Origin of the sequence: Hymenobacter radiodurans (assembly GCF_004355185.1) — a bacterium.
Taxonomy (GTDB): Bacteria; Bacteroidota; Bacteroidia; order Cytophagales; family Hymenobacteraceae; genus Hymenobacter; species Hymenobacter radiodurans.
In genome coordinates this window covers 797154-817585 of sequence record NZ_CP037922.1, presented here as the reverse complement: position 1 = coordinate 817585, position 20432 = coordinate 797154, and the positions used below count along the sequence as shown (strand labels likewise).

General features: G+C 51.5%; 14 protein-coding genes. 8 read left to right on the top strand and 6 right to left on the bottom strand.

What is annotated here, in order from left to right; translation table 11 throughout:
• Positions 1-50: 50 nt before the first annotated feature.
• Together ftsH and rsfS are read right to left on the bottom strand one after the other, a co-directional pair.
• Positions 51-2159, bottom strand: coding sequence for an ATP-dependent zinc metalloprotease FtsH (gene ftsH / locus EPD59_RS04700; RefSeq protein ID WP_133271777.1), 2109 nt, complete (start codon positions 2157-2159; stop codon positions 51-53).
• A gap of 47 nt (positions 2160-2206) precedes the next feature.
• A complete protein-coding gene (rsfS, locus tag EPD59_RS04695) occupies positions 2207-2617 on the bottom strand; it encodes a ribosome silencing factor (protein ID WP_133271776.1) in 411 nt (136 codons plus the stop codon).
• Between the two features lie 44 nt (positions 2618-2661).
• On the opposite strand from rsfS, the gene EPD59_RS04690 reads away from it, so the two are divergent.
• The 5 genes from EPD59_RS04690 to rlmB all read left to right on the top strand — a co-directional run bounded on the left by EPD59_RS04690 (position 2662) and on the right by rlmB (position 9773).
• On the top strand, positions 2662-3438 hold the full coding sequence (locus EPD59_RS04690; protein ID WP_317128451.1) for a biotin--[acetyl-CoA-carboxylase] ligase: 777 nt from the start codon (positions 2662-2664) through the stop codon (positions 3436-3438).
• Between the two features lie 282 nt (positions 3439-3720).
• The gene (locus EPD59_RS04685) at positions 3721-4308 is read left to right on the top strand and encodes a T9SS type A sorting domain-containing protein (RefSeq protein WP_133271775.1); all 588 of its coding nucleotides are present in this window, start codon (positions 3721-3723) and stop codon (positions 4306-4308) included.
• A gap of 200 nt (positions 4309-4508) precedes the next feature.
• Entirely contained in the window at positions 4509-7496 is a 2988-nt protein-coding gene (locus tag EPD59_RS04680; RefSeq protein WP_133271774.1) for a glycosyltransferase family 117 protein, read from the top strand.
• 166 nt (positions 7497-7662) lie between these two features.
• Positions 7663-8880 (top strand): GWxTD domain-containing protein, encoded by a 1218-nt coding sequence (locus EPD59_RS04675; protein ID WP_133271773.1) that lies wholly within the window; start codon positions 7663-7665, stop codon positions 8878-8880.
• Positions 8841-9773, top strand: a complete 933-nt coding sequence (rlmB, locus tag EPD59_RS04670) for a 23S rRNA (guanosine(2251)-2'-O)-methyltransferase RlmB (RefSeq protein ID WP_240731621.1) — start codon at positions 8841-8843, stop codon at positions 9771-9773. The genes EPD59_RS04675 and rlmB overlap by 40 nt, the downstream gene beginning before the upstream one ends.
• Before the next feature lie 111 nt (positions 9774-9884).
• Here rlmB and EPD59_RS04665 read toward each other — a convergent pair whose 3' ends face one another.
• A complete protein-coding gene (locus EPD59_RS04665) occupies positions 9885-10973 on the bottom strand; it encodes a mannose-1-phosphate guanylyltransferase (RefSeq protein WP_133271772.1) in 1089 nt (362 codons plus the stop codon).
• 140 nt (positions 10974-11113) lie between these two features.
• Positions 11114-12091 (bottom strand): KpsF/GutQ family sugar-phosphate isomerase, encoded by a 978-nt coding sequence (locus tag EPD59_RS04660; protein WP_394347224.1) that lies wholly within the window; start codon positions 12089-12091, stop codon positions 11114-11116.
• A 255-nt stretch (positions 12092-12346) separates the two neighbouring features.
• On the opposite strand from EPD59_RS04660, the gene recQ reads away from it, so the two are divergent.
• Entirely contained in the window at positions 12347-14545 is a 2199-nt protein-coding gene (gene recQ / locus EPD59_RS04655) for a DNA helicase RecQ (protein ID WP_133271770.1), read from the top strand.
• A 77-nt stretch (positions 14546-14622) separates the two neighbouring features.
• On the opposite strand, the gene EPD59_RS04650 is transcribed toward recQ, so the two are convergent.
• A complete protein-coding gene (locus tag EPD59_RS04650) occupies positions 14623-15045 on the bottom strand; it encodes a BrxA/BrxB family bacilliredoxin (protein ID WP_133271769.1) in 423 nt (140 codons plus the stop codon).
• A 303-nt stretch (positions 15046-15348) separates the two neighbouring features.
• Here EPD59_RS04650 and EPD59_RS04645 point away from each other — a divergent pair, with 303 nt between their 5' ends.
• Both EPD59_RS04645 and EPD59_RS04640 read left to right on the top strand, forming a co-directional pair.
• Positions 15349-16410: a tetratricopeptide repeat protein gene (locus EPD59_RS04645; RefSeq protein WP_133271768.1), complete on the top strand. Its 1062-nt coding sequence runs from the start codon at positions 15349-15351 to the stop codon at positions 16408-16410.
• 99 nt (positions 16411-16509) lie between these two features.
• A complete protein-coding gene (locus EPD59_RS04640) occupies positions 16510-18546 on the top strand; it encodes an OmpA family protein (RefSeq protein ID WP_133271767.1) in 2037 nt (678 codons plus the stop codon).
• Between the two features lie 78 nt (positions 18547-18624).
• On the opposite strand, the gene EPD59_RS04635 is transcribed toward EPD59_RS04640, so the two are convergent.
• On the bottom strand, positions 18625-19770 hold the full coding sequence (locus EPD59_RS04635) for a hypothetical protein (RefSeq protein WP_133271766.1): 1146 nt from the start codon (positions 19768-19770) through the stop codon (positions 18625-18627).
• Positions 19771-20432 lie beyond the last annotated feature (662 nt).

The following is a 20432-nucleotide window of genomic DNA, read 5'->3' as shown; positions in this document are numbered from 1 at the left end:
CAAAAAAGCCCCCAGATACATTTCTGGGGGGCTTTTTTTGTCTGCCAATATTATAAAGTTGTTCCTACAGGCGTATCCTGACGACCTTCAGGGTTGTTGTCAGGGCCATAGTCCAAGCCAGGGAGGTTGCTTTCGGGCAGGTCGTCGCTGAGGGGAATGGGGTGCTCATTCTTCCGCTCACTCAGGGTTTCGCTGCGGTCGGTGCCGGCCATGTGCGCTTGGTAGCTGGTCTGGGTATCGTAAGGACGCTTGCCTACCAAATGCTCTAAGTCGTCTTGCAGCAACACTTCCTTCTCCAGCAGCTCTTTCGCTACAATTTCCAACTCATGCCGACGGTCGGTGAGCAAGGCTTTCGTACGCTCATAGGCATCGGAGATGATCGTGCGTACTTCCTCGTCGATCATCTGAGAAGTGGCTTCCGAATACGGCTTGCTGAAACCATACTCATTCTGTCCCTTAGAATCATAGAAGGAAATGTTGCCCAGCTTCTCATTCATGCCATACATGGTCACGATGCTGTACGCCATCTTGGTGATACGCTCCAAGTCACTGAGGGCACCCGTCGAGATTTTACCGAAAACTAGGTCTTCGGCAGCGCGGCCGCCAAGGGCCATGCACATCTCATCGGTAAGCTGCTCCGTGTTGTATAGGAATTGCTCGCGCGGCAGATATTGGGCATAACCCAAGGCAGCCACACCACGGGGTACGATACTCACTTTCACCAACGGATCGGCGTGCTCCAGGAACCAGCCGGCAATAGCGTGGCCAGCCTCGTGGTAAGCGACAATGCGCTTCTCATTGGGCGAAATGATCTTGTTCTTCTTCTCCAAGCCACCAATCACCCGGTCAACGGCATCGGTGAAATCTTGCATCGTCACCATCTTTTTGTCGCGGCGAGCGGCAATAAGCGCGGCTTCATTACAAACGTTGGCGATTTCAGCGCCAGCAAAACCAGGCGTTTGCGCAGCCAGCTTACGAGCATCTACATCAGGACCCAGCGTCAACGGCTTCAAGTGCACCTGGAAAATCTGGGTGCGGCCGTTGATATCGGGCTTGTCGATGCTGATCTGACGGTCGAAGCGACCGGGACGCAGCAACGCAGAGTCGAGCGTATCAGGACGGTTAGTGGCAGCTAGGATGATAACGCCAGAATCGGTTCCGAAACCGTCCATTTCTACCAGCAACGAGTTCAGCGTGTTCTCGCGCTCATCGTTACCACCGGGCATCTTGCCACTGCTGCGGCTACGGCCAATGGCGTCAATCTCGTCGATGAAGATGATACAGGGCGCTTTGGCCTTGGCTTGCTTAAACAAGTCACGTACCCGCGCAGCACCTACACCCACGAACATTTCCACGAAGTCGGAGCCCGAGAGCGAGAAGAACGGAACATCAGCTTCACCAGCCACTGCTTTCGCCATCAGGGTTTTACCCGTACCGGGAGGACCTACGAGCAGTGCGCCTTTCGGAATTTTGCCCCCCAGAACGGTAAACTTTGACGGGTTCTTGAGAAACTCTACGATTTCTTCTACCTCTTCTTTGGCTTCTTCCAAACCGGCTACATCCTTAAAGGTGATCTTCACCTTGTCGCCACCCTCAAAGAGAGCCGCGCGCGACTTGCCGATGTTGAAAATTTGCCCCCCAGGTCCGCCAGCCCCGCTCATGCGGCGCATTAGGAACCAGAAGCCAACCATCAGCAGGATAATCAGGCCCCAGCTGGAGAGCAGGCCATACCCATCTTGGCGCTGGTCTATTTTCAAGCCTACTCGCTGCTCACGCGGCAAGTCGGCCTGAATCTTATCAAGATCTTCTTTAAAGGTTTTACCGTCCACGACTCGGAAAGCAAACTGCGGACCCTGCTCGAGGGTGAGCGGGCCCCGACGGGACAGCTCATCATTGTATTTCGCGCTCTTGGCGGCTTCAGGCTTCAGCGTAACCTCTACCATCCGGTCGTTCACGAGCAGTACGTCGCGTACGTCACCAGCCAACAGCATTTGTTCGAAGCGCTGCTGATCAATGTCGGTCGTAGAGTTGCTGCGGTTGAAGTAGAACATCGCGAAGATGAACAGTACCAACCCGCCCAGCACCAAAAGCTGCATGCTCGGACGCGGCGTTGGCGTCGGCAGCATGGGCTTTTTCTTTTTGGGTGTTGTATTAGGCATGAATAAGATAAGTCAGGGAAAGACAAAGGCGGAACACGCCGCCTGCGCTATTTGTTCGGTCCCGCTGCGTTAGGAACAGAGACGTTTTCCTCTTCTAAATACTTTATTTCGGCATCGCCCCACAGCTCTTCGAGCGCGTAAAATTGCCGACGGTCGCGCAGAAAAACGTGTACTACTACATCTACGTAATCCAGCAGCACCCACTCACGGTTGGTGCGTCCTTCGGTTTGCCAAGGATTCTGACCGGTTATCTTTTCAACTTCTTCTTCTACTGAGCGGGCAATGGCATCCAGCTGGGTGTCGGAGGAAGCGGAACAGATAACAAAGTAGTCGGCAACGGCATTCTTAAGTTCCTTAAGGTTTAGCACAACAATGTCAACTGCCTTCTTCTCCTGCATGCCGCGCACAACCACGTCTGCCAAACTGTCCGAATCTTGCCGAACCAGGGTACTTTTCATAGGGTATTGTTAGGTTTGAAATCACAAAGTAAGAAAATCAGGCGGTGGTTATTTCCCCCCAAACCCTCTTCACGGGCCAACAGCTAATCTGGTTGCCCGAATGCGCCTCTACAAACACGGAGGCACAGCGCTTAATTGGCCAAAACCGCGCCACCGACGGCTGCGTGGTCATTACCGACAAACAGACCGCCGGCCGCGGTCAACGTGGCAACCGCTGGGAAGCTCAGCCCGGCGAAAACCTGACGATGTCGGTCGTCTGGCGCCCTACATTCCTAGCCGCGCCCGATCAGTTTCAACTCAGCCAAGCTGTAGCCTTGGCCGTCTATGATTGGGCAAGTAGTCTGCTCGGCCCCGACCCCGCGCTTCGAGTGAAGTGGCCGAACGATATTTTTTTCGGGGAACAGAAGCTGGGGGGCATTTTAATCGAAAACACCTTAAGCGGCCCTAAAATTCAATCAAGTATCGTTGGTTTGGGCTTAAATATAAACCAACGCGAATTTGCAGTGCCTACGGCTACCTCTTTGAGTAGCCTCACCGGCCGGCAATATGCGCTACCAGCACTAGTTGCCCGGCTGCTGGAGTGCCTCGAGAAGCGCTATTTGCAGTTGCGGGCCGGGCAAGTAGCTACGCTGCACCAAGCCTACCTTCAAGTGCTATACCGCTACCAGCAGCCTCATTTATACGAAGTAGATGGGCGGACTGTCACTGGTCAGATCAGAGGCGTTGATGAGGCAGGGCAACTGCTTGTAGAGATTGATGGACAAGTGCGGCACTTTGGCCTACAACAGATAAAATATCTTTCAAGCGCTTCTGTAGAGTAAACCAAAAGTCGATAAAAAGCAGGCTTTTATCTAGACAACCACGCTAATAGTCTATAAAGTATAGTAACATCCTATTTTTTGATTACATTCAAATAATTTAATGGAACAATAAACCTTCTTGCAACCTTTGCATCTAAGGAAGTATCTATCTGTTGAGCAAATGGCAGTTTTTGGGGCAGGCACGGTGCTTGTTTGAATTAACTGCATACAGCTCGGGAGAATTTCTAACTCCACCTATCACTTGGTTGCTCCGGCCCCAAGTTCATTCCAGCTAACCACCTCATGATTATCTCTACTCGTTTGTTATTAGTGCTGACGCTGTTTATGGCGCAGCTTTCGGCGGTTGCCACTACGGTGCATCCGCCTCAATACCCGCCACCCGCCGGCGTGGCCCCACAGCAGTACCAGATGGGCCTAGGTAGCCGCTCAAGTCGCCTTACTACTCCTTTGCGCACAGAGTTTTCTACCAATACCTTCCGAAATACGCCATTTAGCAACGTACCTGCTCCTACCATTTTTGCGTTTCGCAGCCCATTCTCGGGTGTTGGGGGGCAATCTGCTACCAAGTCGGTGAGTGCAGCGGCAGCGCCTGTGCAGGACGCCAGACTCAACCTTCCTACGCTTAGCGTGTATCCTAATCCCGCCCGTGGCATGGTGGTAGTTAGCCTTTCACAGACGCCGGGCTCCGATTACAAATTCCGTCTCAGCAACATTATCGGCCGTGAAGTGCGCACGCTGACGCTCCGCCCCGACCTAGCGAGCACTGGTATTGCCATGAACTTGTCTGACTTGCCAGCTGGCATGTATTTCTACAGCCTGCTCGTAAACGATAAGGTAGTAAGCACAAAGCGCTTAGTACTACAGAATTAAACTGATTGCTAGCGAAGATTCGCGTTATGTGGCGCTTCGCTTCGTGTTCTGCTTTATATAAATATCATTTGCAAAAAGCAGCCGAATCAATCGGCTGCTTTTTTTATGCACCAAAAATCGATCAGAAACGAACTGGGGGGCAAATCTGCGGTACCGCCGGATTTATTATCTACTTTTGGCCCTTCTCTGACCAAGCAAGTATGCACCGTTATAAAAGTCTGAATAACCTAGTTGGCTGGCTCGTATTCGCCATTGCCACACTTACTTACCTGATTACCCTGGAGCCCACCGCCAGCTATTGGGACTGCGGCGAATTTATTGCCTGCTCCTACAAGTTGCTGGTACCGCACCCACCCGGCGCCCCGACCTTCCTCTTATTAGGGCGCATTTTCTCGCTGTTTTCCTTTGGCGACGTAACCAAGGTGGCGGTTCTAGTAAATGCTTTATCCGCGTTGAGCAGTTCGTTTACCGTGCTTTTCTTGTTCTGGACCATCACTATGTTGGCCAAGAAACTGGTAATGCACCGTGCCGTACCGAACCTAGAGCCAAACTTGGAGCCTACTTTCGGTCAAACGCTGCTCATTCTGGGAGCTGGCGCTGTGGGTGCGCTGGCCTTTGCCTTCTCCGATTCATTCTGGTTTAACGCCGTAGAGGGCGAGGTATACGCCATGTCATCGCTGTGTACCGCCGTCGTAGTTTGGATAATGATGAAATGGGAGAACCGCGCCCACGAGGCCGACTCCGACAAGTGGCTAATTCTGATTGCTTATATCATTGGCTTATCCATTGGCGTCCACTTGCTCAACCTGTTGGCGCTGCCAGCGCTGGGTTTTATTTACTATTACCGTCGTACCGCCAACCCTACCCTGCTGGGGGGCATTTTGACGCTGGTGGTAAGTATGATTATCGTGGGCTCTATCCTGGCAGGCATTATCCCTGGTCTGCCAACTATTGCTGGAGCCTTCGAGGTGTTCTTTGTGAATAGTGTGGGCCTGCCCTTCAACTGGGGCGTTATCATCTTTGTGTTGCTGCTGCTGGCCATTATTTATTTTGGCTTTCGCTACTCCTACCGCAAAGGCAGCCAGCTCGTGAACACCGGCATGCTGGTGTTCGTGTTTATTCTGATCGGCTACTCGTCGTATCTGATTGTGCCGATTCGCTCAGGTTTCAACCCAACCATCGACGAGAACAAGCCCGACGACGTGCTCTCCTTTGTTAGCTATTTGAAGCGCGAGCAGTACGGCGACCGGCCTTTGCTGTACGGTCCACAATTCAGCGCTCAGCCCGTTGACCAAGTGGAAGGTGCACCACGCTACGTACGTGAGGGCGACAAATATGTAATCGCAGAGCGTCGTCTCGAAACCATCTATCGGGACGAGGACAAAATGCTCCTGCCGCGCCTCTACAGCCCGCAGCCCGACCACATTCGCTACTACCAAAAGTGGGTAGATGTGCAGCCAGAGGTGAAGCCGACGATGGGCCAAAACCTGAGCTTCCTCTTCCGTTATCAAATGGGCCACATGTACTGGCGCTATTTCCTCTGGAACTTCGTGGGCCGCGAAAGCGACGTGCAGCAGTCGGGAGTAGTATGGCCTACCAGTACCAGTGCTAGTGAACTACCCGTTCGTATCGGTGGCAGCAAAGCCCACAATAATTTCTTGGCTATTCCGCTGATTCTGGGCTTAGTAGGCTTATTCTTCCACGCTCAGCGCGATGGACGCAATGCCTTCATTGTAGGTCTGCTGTTTTTGTTTACGGGCTTAGCCATCGTGCTTTACCTGAACCAGCCGCCCATTGAGCCGCGTGAGCGTGACTATACTTTTACAGGCTCCACGTATGCCTTTGCCATCTGGATTGGTTTGGGTGTCATTGGTTTAGCAGAGCTACTGCGCAGCATACTTAAAGCCGATACGGTACGGGCTGGCGTGGCATTAGCTTTGGGCCTGTTGGCTCCTGGCATTATGGCCGCCCAGGGCTGGGACGACCACGACCGCTCCGACCGCTACAGTTCTGTCGACTCGGCAAAGAATCTGCTCAACTCACTGGCTCCGAACGCTATCTTGTTCACCAACGGTGACAACGACACCTTCCCGCTTTGGTATGCCCAGGAAGTGGAAGGCGTTCGTACAGATGTGCGCGTGGCTGTACTGAGTTATTTGAACACCGATTGGTACATCGAGCAGATGCGCCGCCGCGCCTATAAGTCGCAGCCGCTGCCTATTTCGATGAAGCCGCAGAACTACGTGCAAGGCACCAATGATTATCTGCCTTTCGTAGAAAATCCGGCGGTACAGCAGGTTAACCTGAAGGAGTTTATTCAGTTGGTTGATGAGAATAGCCAGCTGTTGCAAGTGCAAACCCAGAGTGGCCGTTCGCTACTGTCATTCCCTACCAAGAAGTTTTTCCTGCCCGTCGATACGGCTGCGGTTATGCGCTCCGGCATTATCCCGGCCGAGCGTCGCAAACAGCTAGTCCCCCGCATGGAGTGGGACATGGGTGGTGGCGCCATCGAGAAGAAAAACCTGGTGATTCTGGACATGCTGGCTACCAGCAACTGGCAGCGTCCTATCTACTTCTCCAGCACCGTCGTGCCGTCCGACATGATGAACTTGCAGCCCTACTTCCAGCTCGAAGGCATGGCGTACCGTGTATTACCTGCTCGCGACCCCAATTATGACCCGCGCGGCAATGAAGGCTATGTGGCTAAGGATCTCATGTTTGAGAACATGATGAAGAAGTTCGCCTTCCGTAACCTCAACGACCCCAAGGTCTATTACGATGAGAATAGCTTGCGCTTCCCGGCTAACTATCGTGAGAAATTTGCCCGCTTAACCGAGGCCTACTTGGCCGCCGGCGACAAAGTGAAAGCGAAGCAGATACTAGACAAGGCCTTCACGGTTATGCCCGATGCGTCGATTCCGTATGATTACTACACGCCGCAATTTGTAGGACCGCTGGTGGCAGTTGGTGAGCGGAAGAAAGCCACCGACATTCTGGACACCATGACCAACCGCGCGCAGCAGGCACTAGCCTATTATTCGACCACGAATGGCAGCCTGTTTGAAATGGAAATTCAGAGCAACCTGCTGACCCTGCAAAGTGTGTATCAGGCCGCCGAGCAGATCAAGGACCAAGCTCGCGCCGCTAAGGCAGTAGAACTGTTGAACCAGTATTATCCTCGTCAGTAAAGTACTGACCAGTTTGATTTCTGAAAGCAAGTTGATAGATCCTAAAAAAGCCCCCAGCCTCAATCTGGGGGCTTTTTTAGGATCTATCAATTAAAATAAAGATAAGTCGTTACCTGATTGCTGGCGGTTCAGTAAAATCCGTTGAAAGCTGCATACGCTGTACTCTATGACCAAACGCCCCATTCTGCTCCTCCTGTGCTTTTTGGTATGCCTGCTAGCTAGTAGGCCCGCTGCTAGCCGCCGCGACTTTGCCGGACAATACAGTCTGGCGCGGCGGGTGGCAGTGGACACCCGGCGTGAGGCCGACAGTTTGCGTGTGTATGTGCGTTTCCCTAATGGAAGCGTCGTTGGGTCGGGGCAGCCGTTGCGTATAGCGGTGTGGCCAAGCTACGATGCCCAACAGCCCGCGTGGCAAGACACAGTAAGTCAGCTTACTAAGCACACAAAACGCGTAGGCACGGCGGCGCTGGTTGAGTTCTGTGTTCCCCTATCTCGGTTGCGGGCAGGGCAAGTTCTGAGCCTCCAGCCGGGTCCCAGCGCCGCCGACACTGGCGATGAAGCCTGGATCCTACTCACTACCGAGCGGCTAGCACGTCCCTTTATCTTGGTCGATTCGGTGGGAGTTCCACTTATGCGCCGCTACGTGCACGCCAGCGAACCCTTTGAAGTAAGCGCTTACGGCCTTGATCAGCCCTTGCTACTGCGGCGTTACGAAAGCAATTTCACGGCAGCTTTGCCCCCCATGACCAATCCGGCTGCCCAGCCACCAGCTTCGCGTACGCTGGGCGTCCAAGATTCCATCACCTTTCAGGCGGGGCAGCTAGTAGCCTTGCAGCGAGCTGGTTTGTACTTGCTTAACAATGGCTTAGGCGGTCAAGCCAGTAGCTTGTTAATCGAGGAAAACAACTTTCCAGAGCTGACTACCGCTTCTGATTTAATTCAGCCGCTTATTTACCTCACTTCATCCATCGAGCGAAAAAAACTATACGACGCCCCTTCGCCCAAAAAAGCAGTTGACCAATTTTGGCTTAACGCCGCTAATGGCCAGCAGGCCGGAGCTCGTCAGCTCATTCGCACGTATTACGGCCGGGTGGCAGCAGCCAATAAGCTTTTCTCCGCTTATAAAGCCGGCTGGATGACCGACCGAGGCATGCTTTATGTGGTGATGGGACCGCCTGATGCAGTATACCGCACCGCTGCGGAGGAACGCTGGATATACCGCCAGCCCGACGTGGGCAACAGCACATATGTGTTCCGCGCCAAACCCAGTACCTTTGCTCCTGAACACTATGAATTGGTGCGCCGACCCGAGCACGAAATGCTTTGGTATGCCGCCGTGGAGCAATGGAGAAAAGCCCTGACGAACGCCCGTCCCGCCCGCTGAACGAGCAGCGCCGTACCTTTTACGATGAAAACGGCACGCGCCACGAGCCTCGCCGCGACCGTGACCGGCCAGATGCTGCCCGCACGGGTAATTCAGGCCCCAAGCCTGACTATAAGCCGCGCTACCCGCACCGCCCAGCCGCCGACCGTAGCATCGATATGCTGTTTGGCTTGCGTCCTATTCAGGAAGCCTTGAGTGCTGGCCGCACGCTGGAGAAGATTTACCTGCTGCGCGGCACTAAAAACAGCATTACCCAGGAAATAACGGAGTTGGCCAAAGCCGCTACGATTCCGGTGTCGCTGGTGCCGCTGGAGAAGCTCAACGACCTGACTCGCAAAAACCACCAAGGCGCCGTTGCCTTCGTTTCGCCTATCGATTATGCTCCCTTAGATAGTATTCTGGCGGGCTTATTTGAGGCAGGCAAAACACCTTTACTTCTTTTGCTTGACCGCGTAACGGACGTGCGCAATTTTGGCGCTATTGCCCGTAATGCGGAATGTTTGGGCGTACACGCCATTGTAGTTCCCAGCCGTGGTGCCGCTCAGATAAACGGCGATGCGCTTAAAACTTCAGCTGGTGCTTTAAATCTGATTCCAGTATGCCGGGAGCCTAATTTGAAGGAAACCATCACCTTCCTCCAGCAGTCAGGCGTGCAGGTGGTAGCGTGTACGGAAAAGGCCGATACCAGCCTCGAAACCGCCAGCGTAGACTTTACTGGTCCTGTTGCAGTGCTTATGGGCAGCGAAGAAGACGGAATTTCGCCTGAGTATCTAAGACTTGCTGACTATAAAGTACGCATTCCGATGGCGGGTCAAATTGGCTCCCTGAATGTGTCCGTAGCCAGCGGCATTATGTTATTCGAAGTTCTGCGTCAGCGCCTTCAGAGCAAATAATTGTAAGTCTTTTTAACCTAATTAGATTACAAGGAGCAGCAAAAGAAGAGTCCGGCGGCCAACTCAGTGAGTTGGCCGCCGGACTCTTCTTTTGCTGCTTTGATATACAGATTAGTTGTAGCCGTTACCTTTTTTGGCCCGAACATCGGCCACAAATTCTTTTACACGCTGCTCTTCGGTGCGCTTGCAAATGAGCAGCACGTTGTCGTACTCGGCCACAATGTAGCCTTCCAAGCCTTGTACTACCACAAGGCGCTCAGAGGGAGTTTTGATGACGCACTCGCGGGTATCATACAGGATGACATCACCATCAATCACGTTGCCATTCTCATCGCCACGGCCAATGCGATGCAGGGAATCCCACGTACCTAGGTCGCTCCAACCGAAGTCGGCGGGCAGCACGTACACGTTGTCGGCCTTTTCCATGATGCCGTAGTCGATGCTGATGTTGCGGCAACGTGAGTAGGCACCAGTGATAAAATCTTGCTCATGACTAGTCCCCAGCTGATCTAGGCCTTCGTCAAATACCTCTGCAATGTCACTGAGATATTGGTGGAAAGCCTGCATGATCACTTCGGCCCGCCAGATAAATAAGCCGGAGTTCCACAGGAAGTCGCCGCTATCCACAAACATCTTTGCCAGCTCCAGATTTGGCTTTTCGGTGAAGGTCTTTACCTTCCGTAGGCTGCCATACAGCTCGCTTTGGTCGCCGTCGATAAACTGAATGTAGCCGTAGCCAGTATCGGGGCGAGAAGGCTGAATACCGAGCGTAATAAGAATATCTTGGCTGCGGGCGCTTGCTACCGCTTGGCTAATAATGCCCCGAAACTCTTCCTCACGCTGCACGGCGTGGTCGGCGGGCGTCACGATGATGACGGCTTTCGGATCACGCTGCGCGATGCGGTAGCTGGCATACGCAATGCAGGGCGCCGTATTCCGGCCAATCGGTTCACCCAGAATCTGGTCGGGGGGCAAATCGGGTAAGTGTTGCTGTACCAACTCGCTATAATCACGGTTGGTTACTACAAAAACATTCTCTGGGGGGCAAATTCCGGCAAAACGGTCTACTGTCAGTTGCAACATCGACCGACCGACGCCCATTACATCGTGAAACTGTTTGGGATGATTCGTACGGCTAAAGGGCCAGAAGCGGCTACCAATGCCGCCCGCCATCACGACGAGATACGTATTTTGAGTCATAGAGCAGGCCTCACCGAAGCCGGGTTAAAGTAAGATCAGGGGCGAAGGTCCGAAATATTTCAGGGTTGCGCCCCCTTCTGCACGAATCTGGCCAAAAGACAAAGACTAAAATGCTGTTTCAGACGGGGGCTTCTTTCTATCTATACCAAGCCTTCGCGCAGCAAATCGTGGAGGTGGATAAAGCCGCTGAACCGACCAGCATCTGTCACAATGAGCTGCGTGATATTGCGCTGCTGCATGCGAGCCAGGGCTTCGGCTGCAAAGTCTTCAATATCAATAGTGATAGGCGACGGCGTGAGGATGTTGTGCGCCCGCACATCTTCCAAATTGGTGAAGTTGGTGAGCATACGGCGTAGGTCGCCATCGGTGATAATACCCAATAGCCGCTGGTCGCCCTCGCTGAGCACAGCCGTTGCACCTAGTCGCTTGCCCGATATTTCCAGGATAATCTCACGCAGGGGGGCATTTTCCAGCACTTGTGGCGCCTGATTCTGCCGGCTCAAGTCCCCAACCTTTAAGTAAAGCTTTTTCCCCAAGGTGCCCCCCGGATGCAGACGAGCAAAGTCGGCCGAAGTAAACTCCCGTGACTCGAGCAGACATACAGCCAACGCATCGCCAAGGGCTAGTGCGGCGGTTGTACTGGTGGTGGGGGCCAAATTGTGAGGGCAGGCTTCGCGCGTAACAGGCGCGTGCAAAACGTAATTGGCCTGCACTGCTAGGTAGGAATCGGCATTGGAAACCAAGGCAGCCAAGGGCACCCCTTTCCGCTTCAACAAGGGCACTAGCACTTTTATTTCCGGTGTATCACCGCTTTTACTGATGGCAATGACAAAATCTTCTGCTTGAATCATGCCTAGGTCGCCATGGATAGCGTCGGCGGCGTGCATAAATAGGGCTGGAGTACCCGTAGAGTTCAGTGTAGCTACTATTTTGGCCGCAATATGGGCGCTCTTCCCTATACCTGTCACCACTACCCTACCCCGCAAAGAGAGTATTGCTTCTATGCATTGTGCAAAATCAGGCGTCTTATCAAGGGCATGTGCCACCCCCTGAATGGCGCTCGCTTCTTCATGAAGCACTTTTTTTGCAATTGAGTTGAGTTCGTTCTGCGGTTTCAATCTAAATTTGATATCCGGTACCGAGTAGTCGGCATCGAGTAGTTGGTTGTTCATCCCGTCGTTGGTTTCTAGCCCTGAGCCTCTGGCTATTGTCGTGTTGCTATCTTAATGACGAATGCGGTTGTTAAATACTGTATTTAAATGATTAACAACCACCTACTGTTTAGTAAATACCAAAAAACCATTAGATTGAGAGTTCAACATGCGGTGTTGTACTCCCGTTCGCAATCCACAACCGAGTAAGTGAGAGAGACCATGCCAGCCCTAAAACAAGTAACAGCGCCCACGGCTGATCTGAAAGGCAAGTTAAAGGAAGTTTTCGGGTACGGCCAGTTCCGCGGCACCCAGGAAGCCGTCATTCAAAACGTTATTGATGGCCATAACACCTTCGTTATCATGCCTACTGGGGCGGGAAAGTCGCTCTGTTACCAGCTTCCGGCGCTGGTGTTGCCGGGCACGGCCATTGTGATTTCGCCCCTGATTGCCTTGATGAAAAATCAAGTTGATCAGCTGAATGCTTTTGGCGTTAATGCCCAGTTTCTGAACTCAACGCTGTCGAAATCAGAAATTAATCGGGTCAAAAAAGATGTAATTAGCGGCGAGGTGCGCTTGCTGTACGTAGCGCCTGAGTCGCTTACCAAAGACGAAACCATTGACTTTCTGCAAAAGGCCACAATTTCATTTGTAGCCATCGACGAAGCGCACTGCATTTCGGAGTGGGGTCACGACTTTCGGCCGGAGTACCGCAAGATTCGCGGCATTATCGATAACCTGGGGGCCAATGTGCCCATTATTGCGCTCACCGCTACGGCCACGCCCAAAGTGCAGCTGGATATCCAGAAAAACCTGCAAATGGACGATGCTTCCGTGTTCAAAACATCGTTCAACCGTACCAATCTCTATTACGAAGTCCGGCCGAAACACAACACTAAAAAGCAGCTGATTCAATACGTCAAGCAACACAAGGGCAAGGCAGGCATTGTGTATTGCCTTTCGCGCAAAAAGGTGGAGGAAATTGCGGAGTTGCTGCGCGTAAATGATGTAAAGGCTCTACCCTACCACGCTGGCCTCGACCCGCAAGTGCGCATGGCTAATCAGGATGCATTTCTGAATGAGGAAGCCGACGTTATTGTTGCGACCATCGCTTTTGGTATGGGTATCGATAAGCCGGACGTGCGGTTTGTAATTCACTTTGACACGCCTAAAAGCATTGAAGGCTACTACCAGGAAACGGGTCGTGGTGGCCGTGATGGTTTAGAGGGCAATTGCTTGATGTTCTACAGCTACGACGATATCGTGAAGCTGGAGAAATTCAACAAAGACAAGCCCGTTACGGAGCGCGACAACTCTAAGCTGCTTCTCCAGGAAATGGCCAACTACGCCGATTCAGCGGTGTGTCGGCGCAAGCAATTACTACACTATTTCGGCGAAACGTTTGAGAAAGACTGTGGCTTCTGCGACAACTGCAAACACCCAAAAGAGCGTTTTGAGGCTAAAGACGAAGTATTGATGGCGTTGAAGGCGGTGGTGCTAACGGAGGAGCGCTTTGGCCTTGAGCACATCGGCACAGTGCTGATGGGGATGAACAATGCCCACGTAGAAAGCTACGGCCACAACAAGCTGGAAGTATATGGGCAAGGCAAAGAACATGATGCTGCCTTCTGGCACTCGGTGCTCCGTCAGGTGCTACTCAATGGTTTTCTGGAAAAGGATATTGAAAATTTTGGAGTCGTAAAAATGAGTCCTAAAGGTCAAGAATTCATCGAAAATCCTCATTCAATCAAGCTCACGAAGGACCACAACTACGACGAAGAGGTTCAGCAGGAGCAGCAACAGGAAGAGGTGCAACAGGCCGCCGGTCACGACGAGGCGCTGTTTGAAATGCTGAAGGCCCTGCGCAAGAAGATTGCGAAGGATAAAAACCTGCCTCCTTACGTGCTGTTTCAGGATCCATCATTGAAGGAAATGGCCACTACCTTTCCCGTTAAGATGGACGACCTCGCCCACGTAGGCGGCGTGGGTCAGGGCAAGGCCGTCAAGTTTGGGGGGCCTTTCCTGCAGCTGATTCAAAAATACGTGGAGGATAATGACATCATGACGGCCGCTGATGTAGTGGTGAAATCGGCTGTCAACAAGTCAAAAATCAAGATTTACATTATTCAGCAAATCGATAAGAAAATGGATCTGGAAGAAATTGCTTCTTCCAAAGGTATCGACATGCGTGAGTTGATGGAGGAGATTGAGCATATCTGCTACGCTGGCACCAAGCTGAACCTCAACTATTACATCGACGGCATCTTGGACCACGACCGCCAAGCCGAAATCACAGATTACTTTTTGCAGTCGAATACCGACAATATTGCCGTAGCCCTGAAAGAACTCGGCCCGGATGAGTACACAGAGGAAGACTTACGCCTGATGCGCATCAAGTTCCTAAGCGAATACGCTAACTAAATTAAAATTCGGAGCGTAGACGCCACAAAAAAGCCCCCCAGACTGGTCTGGGGGCTTTTTTGTGGCGTCTTTATAGCCTAGCAATACTCTTCGAATGCGCCTTGCAGGTTATTTACAATACGCATCGTGTCGCTGCCCTCAATGTGGTAGCGCTCAATCATATGCACCAGCTCGCCATCCTTAAACAAGGCAATGCAGGGGGAAGAAGGCGGATAAGGCAACATGTGCTGACGTGCTTTTTCAACGGCTTCGGTTTCCATGCCGGCAAATACAGTTACTAGCTTAGCGGGCTTCTTATCGGTGCTGGCCAAGGCCATTTTTAGGGCGGGGCGAGCTTTAGCAGCAGCGCAGCCACACACCGAATTTACGGCTACCAGCACGGTGCCGCTCTGCTCGTTGAGCACTGAATCAACTTCTTCGGGGGTCATAAGCTGCTCAAATCCGGCCGACGTAAGGTCTTGGCGGATAGGGGCTACCATGTATTCGGGATAAGATGCCATGAGAGATATAGGCTGAAATGAAAAATCAAATGAGACGCCCGAAGGCCGCGCAAAAATACGCAAACTTCGGCGCTGCCTGCACAACCATTATTTAAGGACACTGGTTGCGACTCATCATATTTAATTAAACATGATGAGTCGCACACGACATATAGTACTGCCTACTACAACCCTTTAAGGCTATGTCGTATGTCAAATTATTATTATTTAAATACAATTAAAATAAACTTAATAGCCATATAACAAGCTTATTGGGCAAATAAAATTATATTTATCACCTAGAAATCATTTACATTGAATTACATGCTACGCATATATATTCTATTCATTCTGGCTGGTAGTGCTGGTATTGCCCATGCCCAGGTAGACACAGTGCGCGCCAGTACGCTACCGCCCGCCCAACTAGCGGAGAAGCTCTATAACAGTGGCGTAACAAAATTTAACAACAAGAGCTATCAAGCTGCTCTTCAAGACTTTGATAAAGCGCTGGCTGCCCGTCCCGACTTCGCCAAAGCATATTATAATCGTGCTACTACCCGCTACGAGCTAAAAGAGTATCCGCTGGCCGTGCAGGATTATGACGCCGCCATCCGATTGGAGCCTGCGGGCCATACTTCCTACTTTGGACGGGGCCAAGCCCGCGAGGCGTTGGGGCAGCGTACGGAAGCAGAGCAAGACTATACGAAAGCCGCTGAAACCAAAGCTGATTTCGCACCAGCTTGGTACTATCGGGGAGCCCTGCGATTTGAAAAAGGTGAATATCAAGCGGCTAAGACGGATTTCGATCAGGCACTGAAAGCCGACCCAAATTATGCCTACGCTTACCACGACCGGGGTAGTGCGCAACGGCAGCTCAGCAACTTTGCGGCCGCCATTCAGGACTATACGAAAGCACTGACGCTTCAGCCCGATTTGCTACCTGCGCTGCTCAATAGAGCGGCAACGCGCCGCCGTGCCGGTGACTTAAAAGGTTCTATAGCCGATTACAACGACTATCTGACCAAGAAACAGGATAACGCCATTGCGTACAGCAACCGTGGCAGTGCCCGCTATGAGGCGGCTGACTACCGCGGAGCAGTCGAGGATTTTAGCAAAGCGCTCAGCCTCAATGCCTCTTATGCTTTTGCCTGGAATAATCGAGCGGCTGCGTATCTCAAGCTGGAGGATTATAAAAAAGCGGCTGCTGACGCAAGCAAGGCTCTCAGCCTCAACCCACAGTATGCAGAAGCCTATCTCAACCGTGGCCACGCACGCGAAATGATCCGCGATGCGGCCGGCGCTTGCCAAGACTGGCGCAAAGCTGCCGAGCTTGGCTTAGAAGCCGCTAGCAGCTATGCCGCGAACTCCGGCTGTGGCAGCGAATAAAGCAAGATATATACGGCGAGCTACGCGACGGAAAATGTCAAATGACTCCTGATACTGATCAGCTCAGGAGAAAACACATCAGAATAATACAGTACCACAATGTATAAGTTATTTCTACTCACTATCCTGCTCTTTGCCCAGGCAGTCCACGCGCAGAGCGTGGAGTTTAGTAAAGACCGTTTCGGTGACGATAAAGAGGGCCTAAAAGCGGCGTTGCGCGAGATAAAAGAAGGCGACGGTAGTTACGACATGGATCCGCCCCGCTACGAGCAGGCCTTGCCTCACTACCTAGCCGCACAAAAGTTTAACCCAGATAATGCGGAGCTGAATCTTAAAATTGGTGATTGCTACCTGCATTCAGGCTTCAAGCCACGGGCACTTAGCTTTCTGCAAAAGTCGTATAAGTTGAGCCCTGATGCTGATTCGCGCATTCATTACTTGTTGGGTCGTGGCCTTCATTTGAATGGAAAATGGCAGGAGGCCATTGCTGAATACAAAGCGGCTCAGCCGGCCACGGGGGGCAAAAATTCTGCCCCGATCCTGGCTGACATTCGTAAGAAGATTACCGAGTGCGAGAACGGCCAGAAAATGAGCAAAAAGCCCGTACGCGCTTTTATTGATAATGCTGGCCCCACTATCAACTCACCCTATGCCGACTACAGTCCTGTAATCTCGGCTGATGAATCGGTGCTGATGTTTACTTCGCGGCGCGACAACTCAACAGGAGAGCAAACCGACCCCGAAACCGGCGGTTTTTTTGAAGATATTTATCAAAGTTCACGCACCGGCCAGAAGTGGGCCGCGGCCCGCAATATGAAAGTTCCGGTCAATACCGATGGCCACGATGCCACTGTTGGGCTTTCTCCCGATGGACAGCGCATGCTAGTGTATGTGGAGGACAACGGCGGCGACTTGCACGAAGCGAATTTGCGTGGCGCCGAATGGCGCAAGCCACAGCGTCTAGGCGCCCGCATTAACAGTAAAGGCCACGAATCGTCGGCGGCTTATACCCCCGATGGACGCAGCCTCTATTTTGTGAGCGACAAAGAAGGCGGACTGGGCAGCCGCGACATCTATAAAGTGGAATTGGAAGGCCGTGGTCCGGCTCTGAACTTAGGTCCCGTTATAAATACGCCCTACGGCGAGGAGGGGGTATTCCTGCATCCCGATGGTAAAACCATGTATTTCAGCTCGGAGGGTCACAACTCGATGGGCGGCTACGACATCTTTAAAGCAGTGTTTGAGAACGGTAAATGGAGCGCGCCTGAAAACCTCGGCTGGCCCATTAATACGCCCGATGATGATGTCTTTTTTGTGATTTCTGCCTCAGGTCGCCACGGCTACTATTCTAGTTTTCGCGAGGAAGGCTTAGGCGGCAAAGACATTTACCAGATTACTTTTTTAGGTCCGGAAAAGCCCCCCATGCTTTCCCAAGAGGATCAACTCCTCGCCAGTCGGGCCCAGCCTGTGAAGGAAGCGCTGTTAGCTCCGTCCGTCCCCATTGCTACGGCTCAGGTAACGATTTTGAAAGGCGTAGTGACCGATGACGTAACAAAGCAACCGCTAGAAGCTACAATCGAAGTAATTGATAACCAGCGCAACGAAGTTATTGCCTCGTTTTTGGCGAATGCGCAGTCGGGCCGTTATCTAGTTTCGCTTCCTTCAGGCGTTAATTACGGTATTGTAGTACGTCAGGAAGGCTACCTGTTCCACTCGGAAAACTTTGATCTGCCAGCCGGAGCAGCCTATTCGGAGGTAATAAAAGATATCGGTCTCAAAAAGCTTGATGTTGGGGTAAAAGTTGTGCTCAATAATATCTTTTTCGACTTTGATAAGGCCACGTTGCGGCGTGAAAGCACCAGTGAGCTAGAGAGACTGCAAAAGCTATTGGCCGAAGCTCCAGCATTGCGTCTGGAAATCAGTGGCCATACCGACAATGTGGGCCAAGCCACTTACAATAAAGATTTGTCGCAGCGCCGGGCTAAAGCCGTAGTTGATTACTTAGTGAGCAAAGGCGTCGATAAAGGGCGCCTCACCTTTGCTGGCTACGGCGATGCCCAGCCCGTAGCACCAAATGCCACGAAAGCCGGTCGCCAGCTCAACCGGCGCACGGAATTTAAAGTAACTGGCAAATAGCACAGCAGGCACATGTCACAAAAAAAGCCCCCCGGAAGGTTTCCGGGGGGCTTTTTTTGTGACATGTGCCTGCCAAAATTAGCGTTCATGCCCTGCTTCTTCGGCGGCTTGGGCCTCCGCATTAACCCGCAGAATATTGAGCGTTAAGTCCCATAGATCTTCGTAGGGAATGATCTCGCTTTCGGCATACGCATCGCCGGGCTGCGGAGCTTCGCGCAAACGGTTGAGCAGGCTCTGACCTTTCTTTTCGCAGGCCAGTGGGGCAAAATCCTCCCGCACCGTTAGCAGCAGTAGCCGAAAAAACAGCTGGCTGCGCAAGGTAGCTGGGTCGCGCAAGTGGTTCTGCTCATACTTTCGCAGGCCTTCCAGACGGGTAAGCAACGCATCCAGATTGCGCTGCCGCAGATAATACAGAAACTGTAGCACCAAGATGGCCACATTGTATCCCTGCTTGTCCCGACTATAATCAGGTACGGTTTGGATAAACTGGCTGAACTGTAGCCGCAGAGAAGATCCCTCAGGCTGAATGAAGTGCAGATACACCTCAAACAGGTCCCAACGCTGTATAGCCGCCGCACGCTGCTTCCCATAATAGGGGTTTTTGCGCGCCAAACGCAGTATTTCGTATGCCTTGCTATACTCCTTGGCGTGCAAGGCCAGCAGCATGTAGTGCTCGAGAAAATAAAACCAGTTGGCCGAGGAAGGATGAAAATCCTTGATATATTCTTCCGCAAGCCGTAATCCATGCTCTACCTGGCGGCCCCGCAAATGCGCCCACACACTGATGAACTTATTAAATCGGGTATCAAACCGCTTTTTATTGACCTTTCCCTCCTCAAATAAAGCCTCGGTAGTGCTGGTTATTTTAATGATTTCCTCAAAATTCCCTGATAATTCTTCGCGCATCAATTGTAAGCGATACACATACTCGAAGGTATTGTAAGTATTTATTTTTCGATGTAGCGCCTCTATTTTGGCAATGTGTTCGGAGAGTTCATTTAATAGTACGCGTCGAGAACGCACCGTTTGGGCTTGCTCCATGCGCACACCCAAATACACATTTTTAGCTTGATCCTCAACCACTGCTATATTCTGATAGTGAACCAGTTGAGCGGAGATGGATCGGTATTGCGTGGGCCTTCTTAATTGGGCGTATAAATCCCGTAGAAAGCCTAAACTCATCACTGTATACTGCGTAAACTCGCCTTCTAAGGCCAGCCGCAAACACTTACGAGCTAACCGTTCGGCAAGCTCAAACTCACTTTCCCTAAACAGAATGTTTGCTTGATGAAACAGTTCTAAGCATTGCAGCTCATATCGCCGTGAGATTAAATGACGAGGATCGGTATGATCAAGGAAGTATAAGTGGTTGAGTAACTTCTTTTGTACTCTCGACTTCAGCTTTCGAAAAGCGGCCTGATTCGTGGAATTAACTTTGGAATAAAGTGCTTTTACGACCTGGAGTTGGGTGGCCTGCTGTTCACTACTCAGCATCTGTACGAGATCAATCTCTTTGTTGGAAGACGATTTCGCGCTAAAGTCAATCAGAGGAGGCATCCCAACCCGTCTATCTATAATTATTTTAGCCAGATTACTGATGTCTTCCATAGATAGAGTACAATTTTAGGAAATTGGATGCATTTGATATGTAATGAGGCAAATATCCATGATTTACACTTTCAAAGTAAGCAACCTACGACTTATACGCAGATTTAAAGCTAGCTAATTTCATAATTACACTATATCTTATTTTTATACCAAAAGGATTCAAACTTGCCTTCCTATAATGCCAAAGCTATAGGAAAAATAATATAATTAAGAATAGATTTGTTTTTTATTATCAATTATACCCAAATTAATATTTACAATATCCTAGTCATATTTAC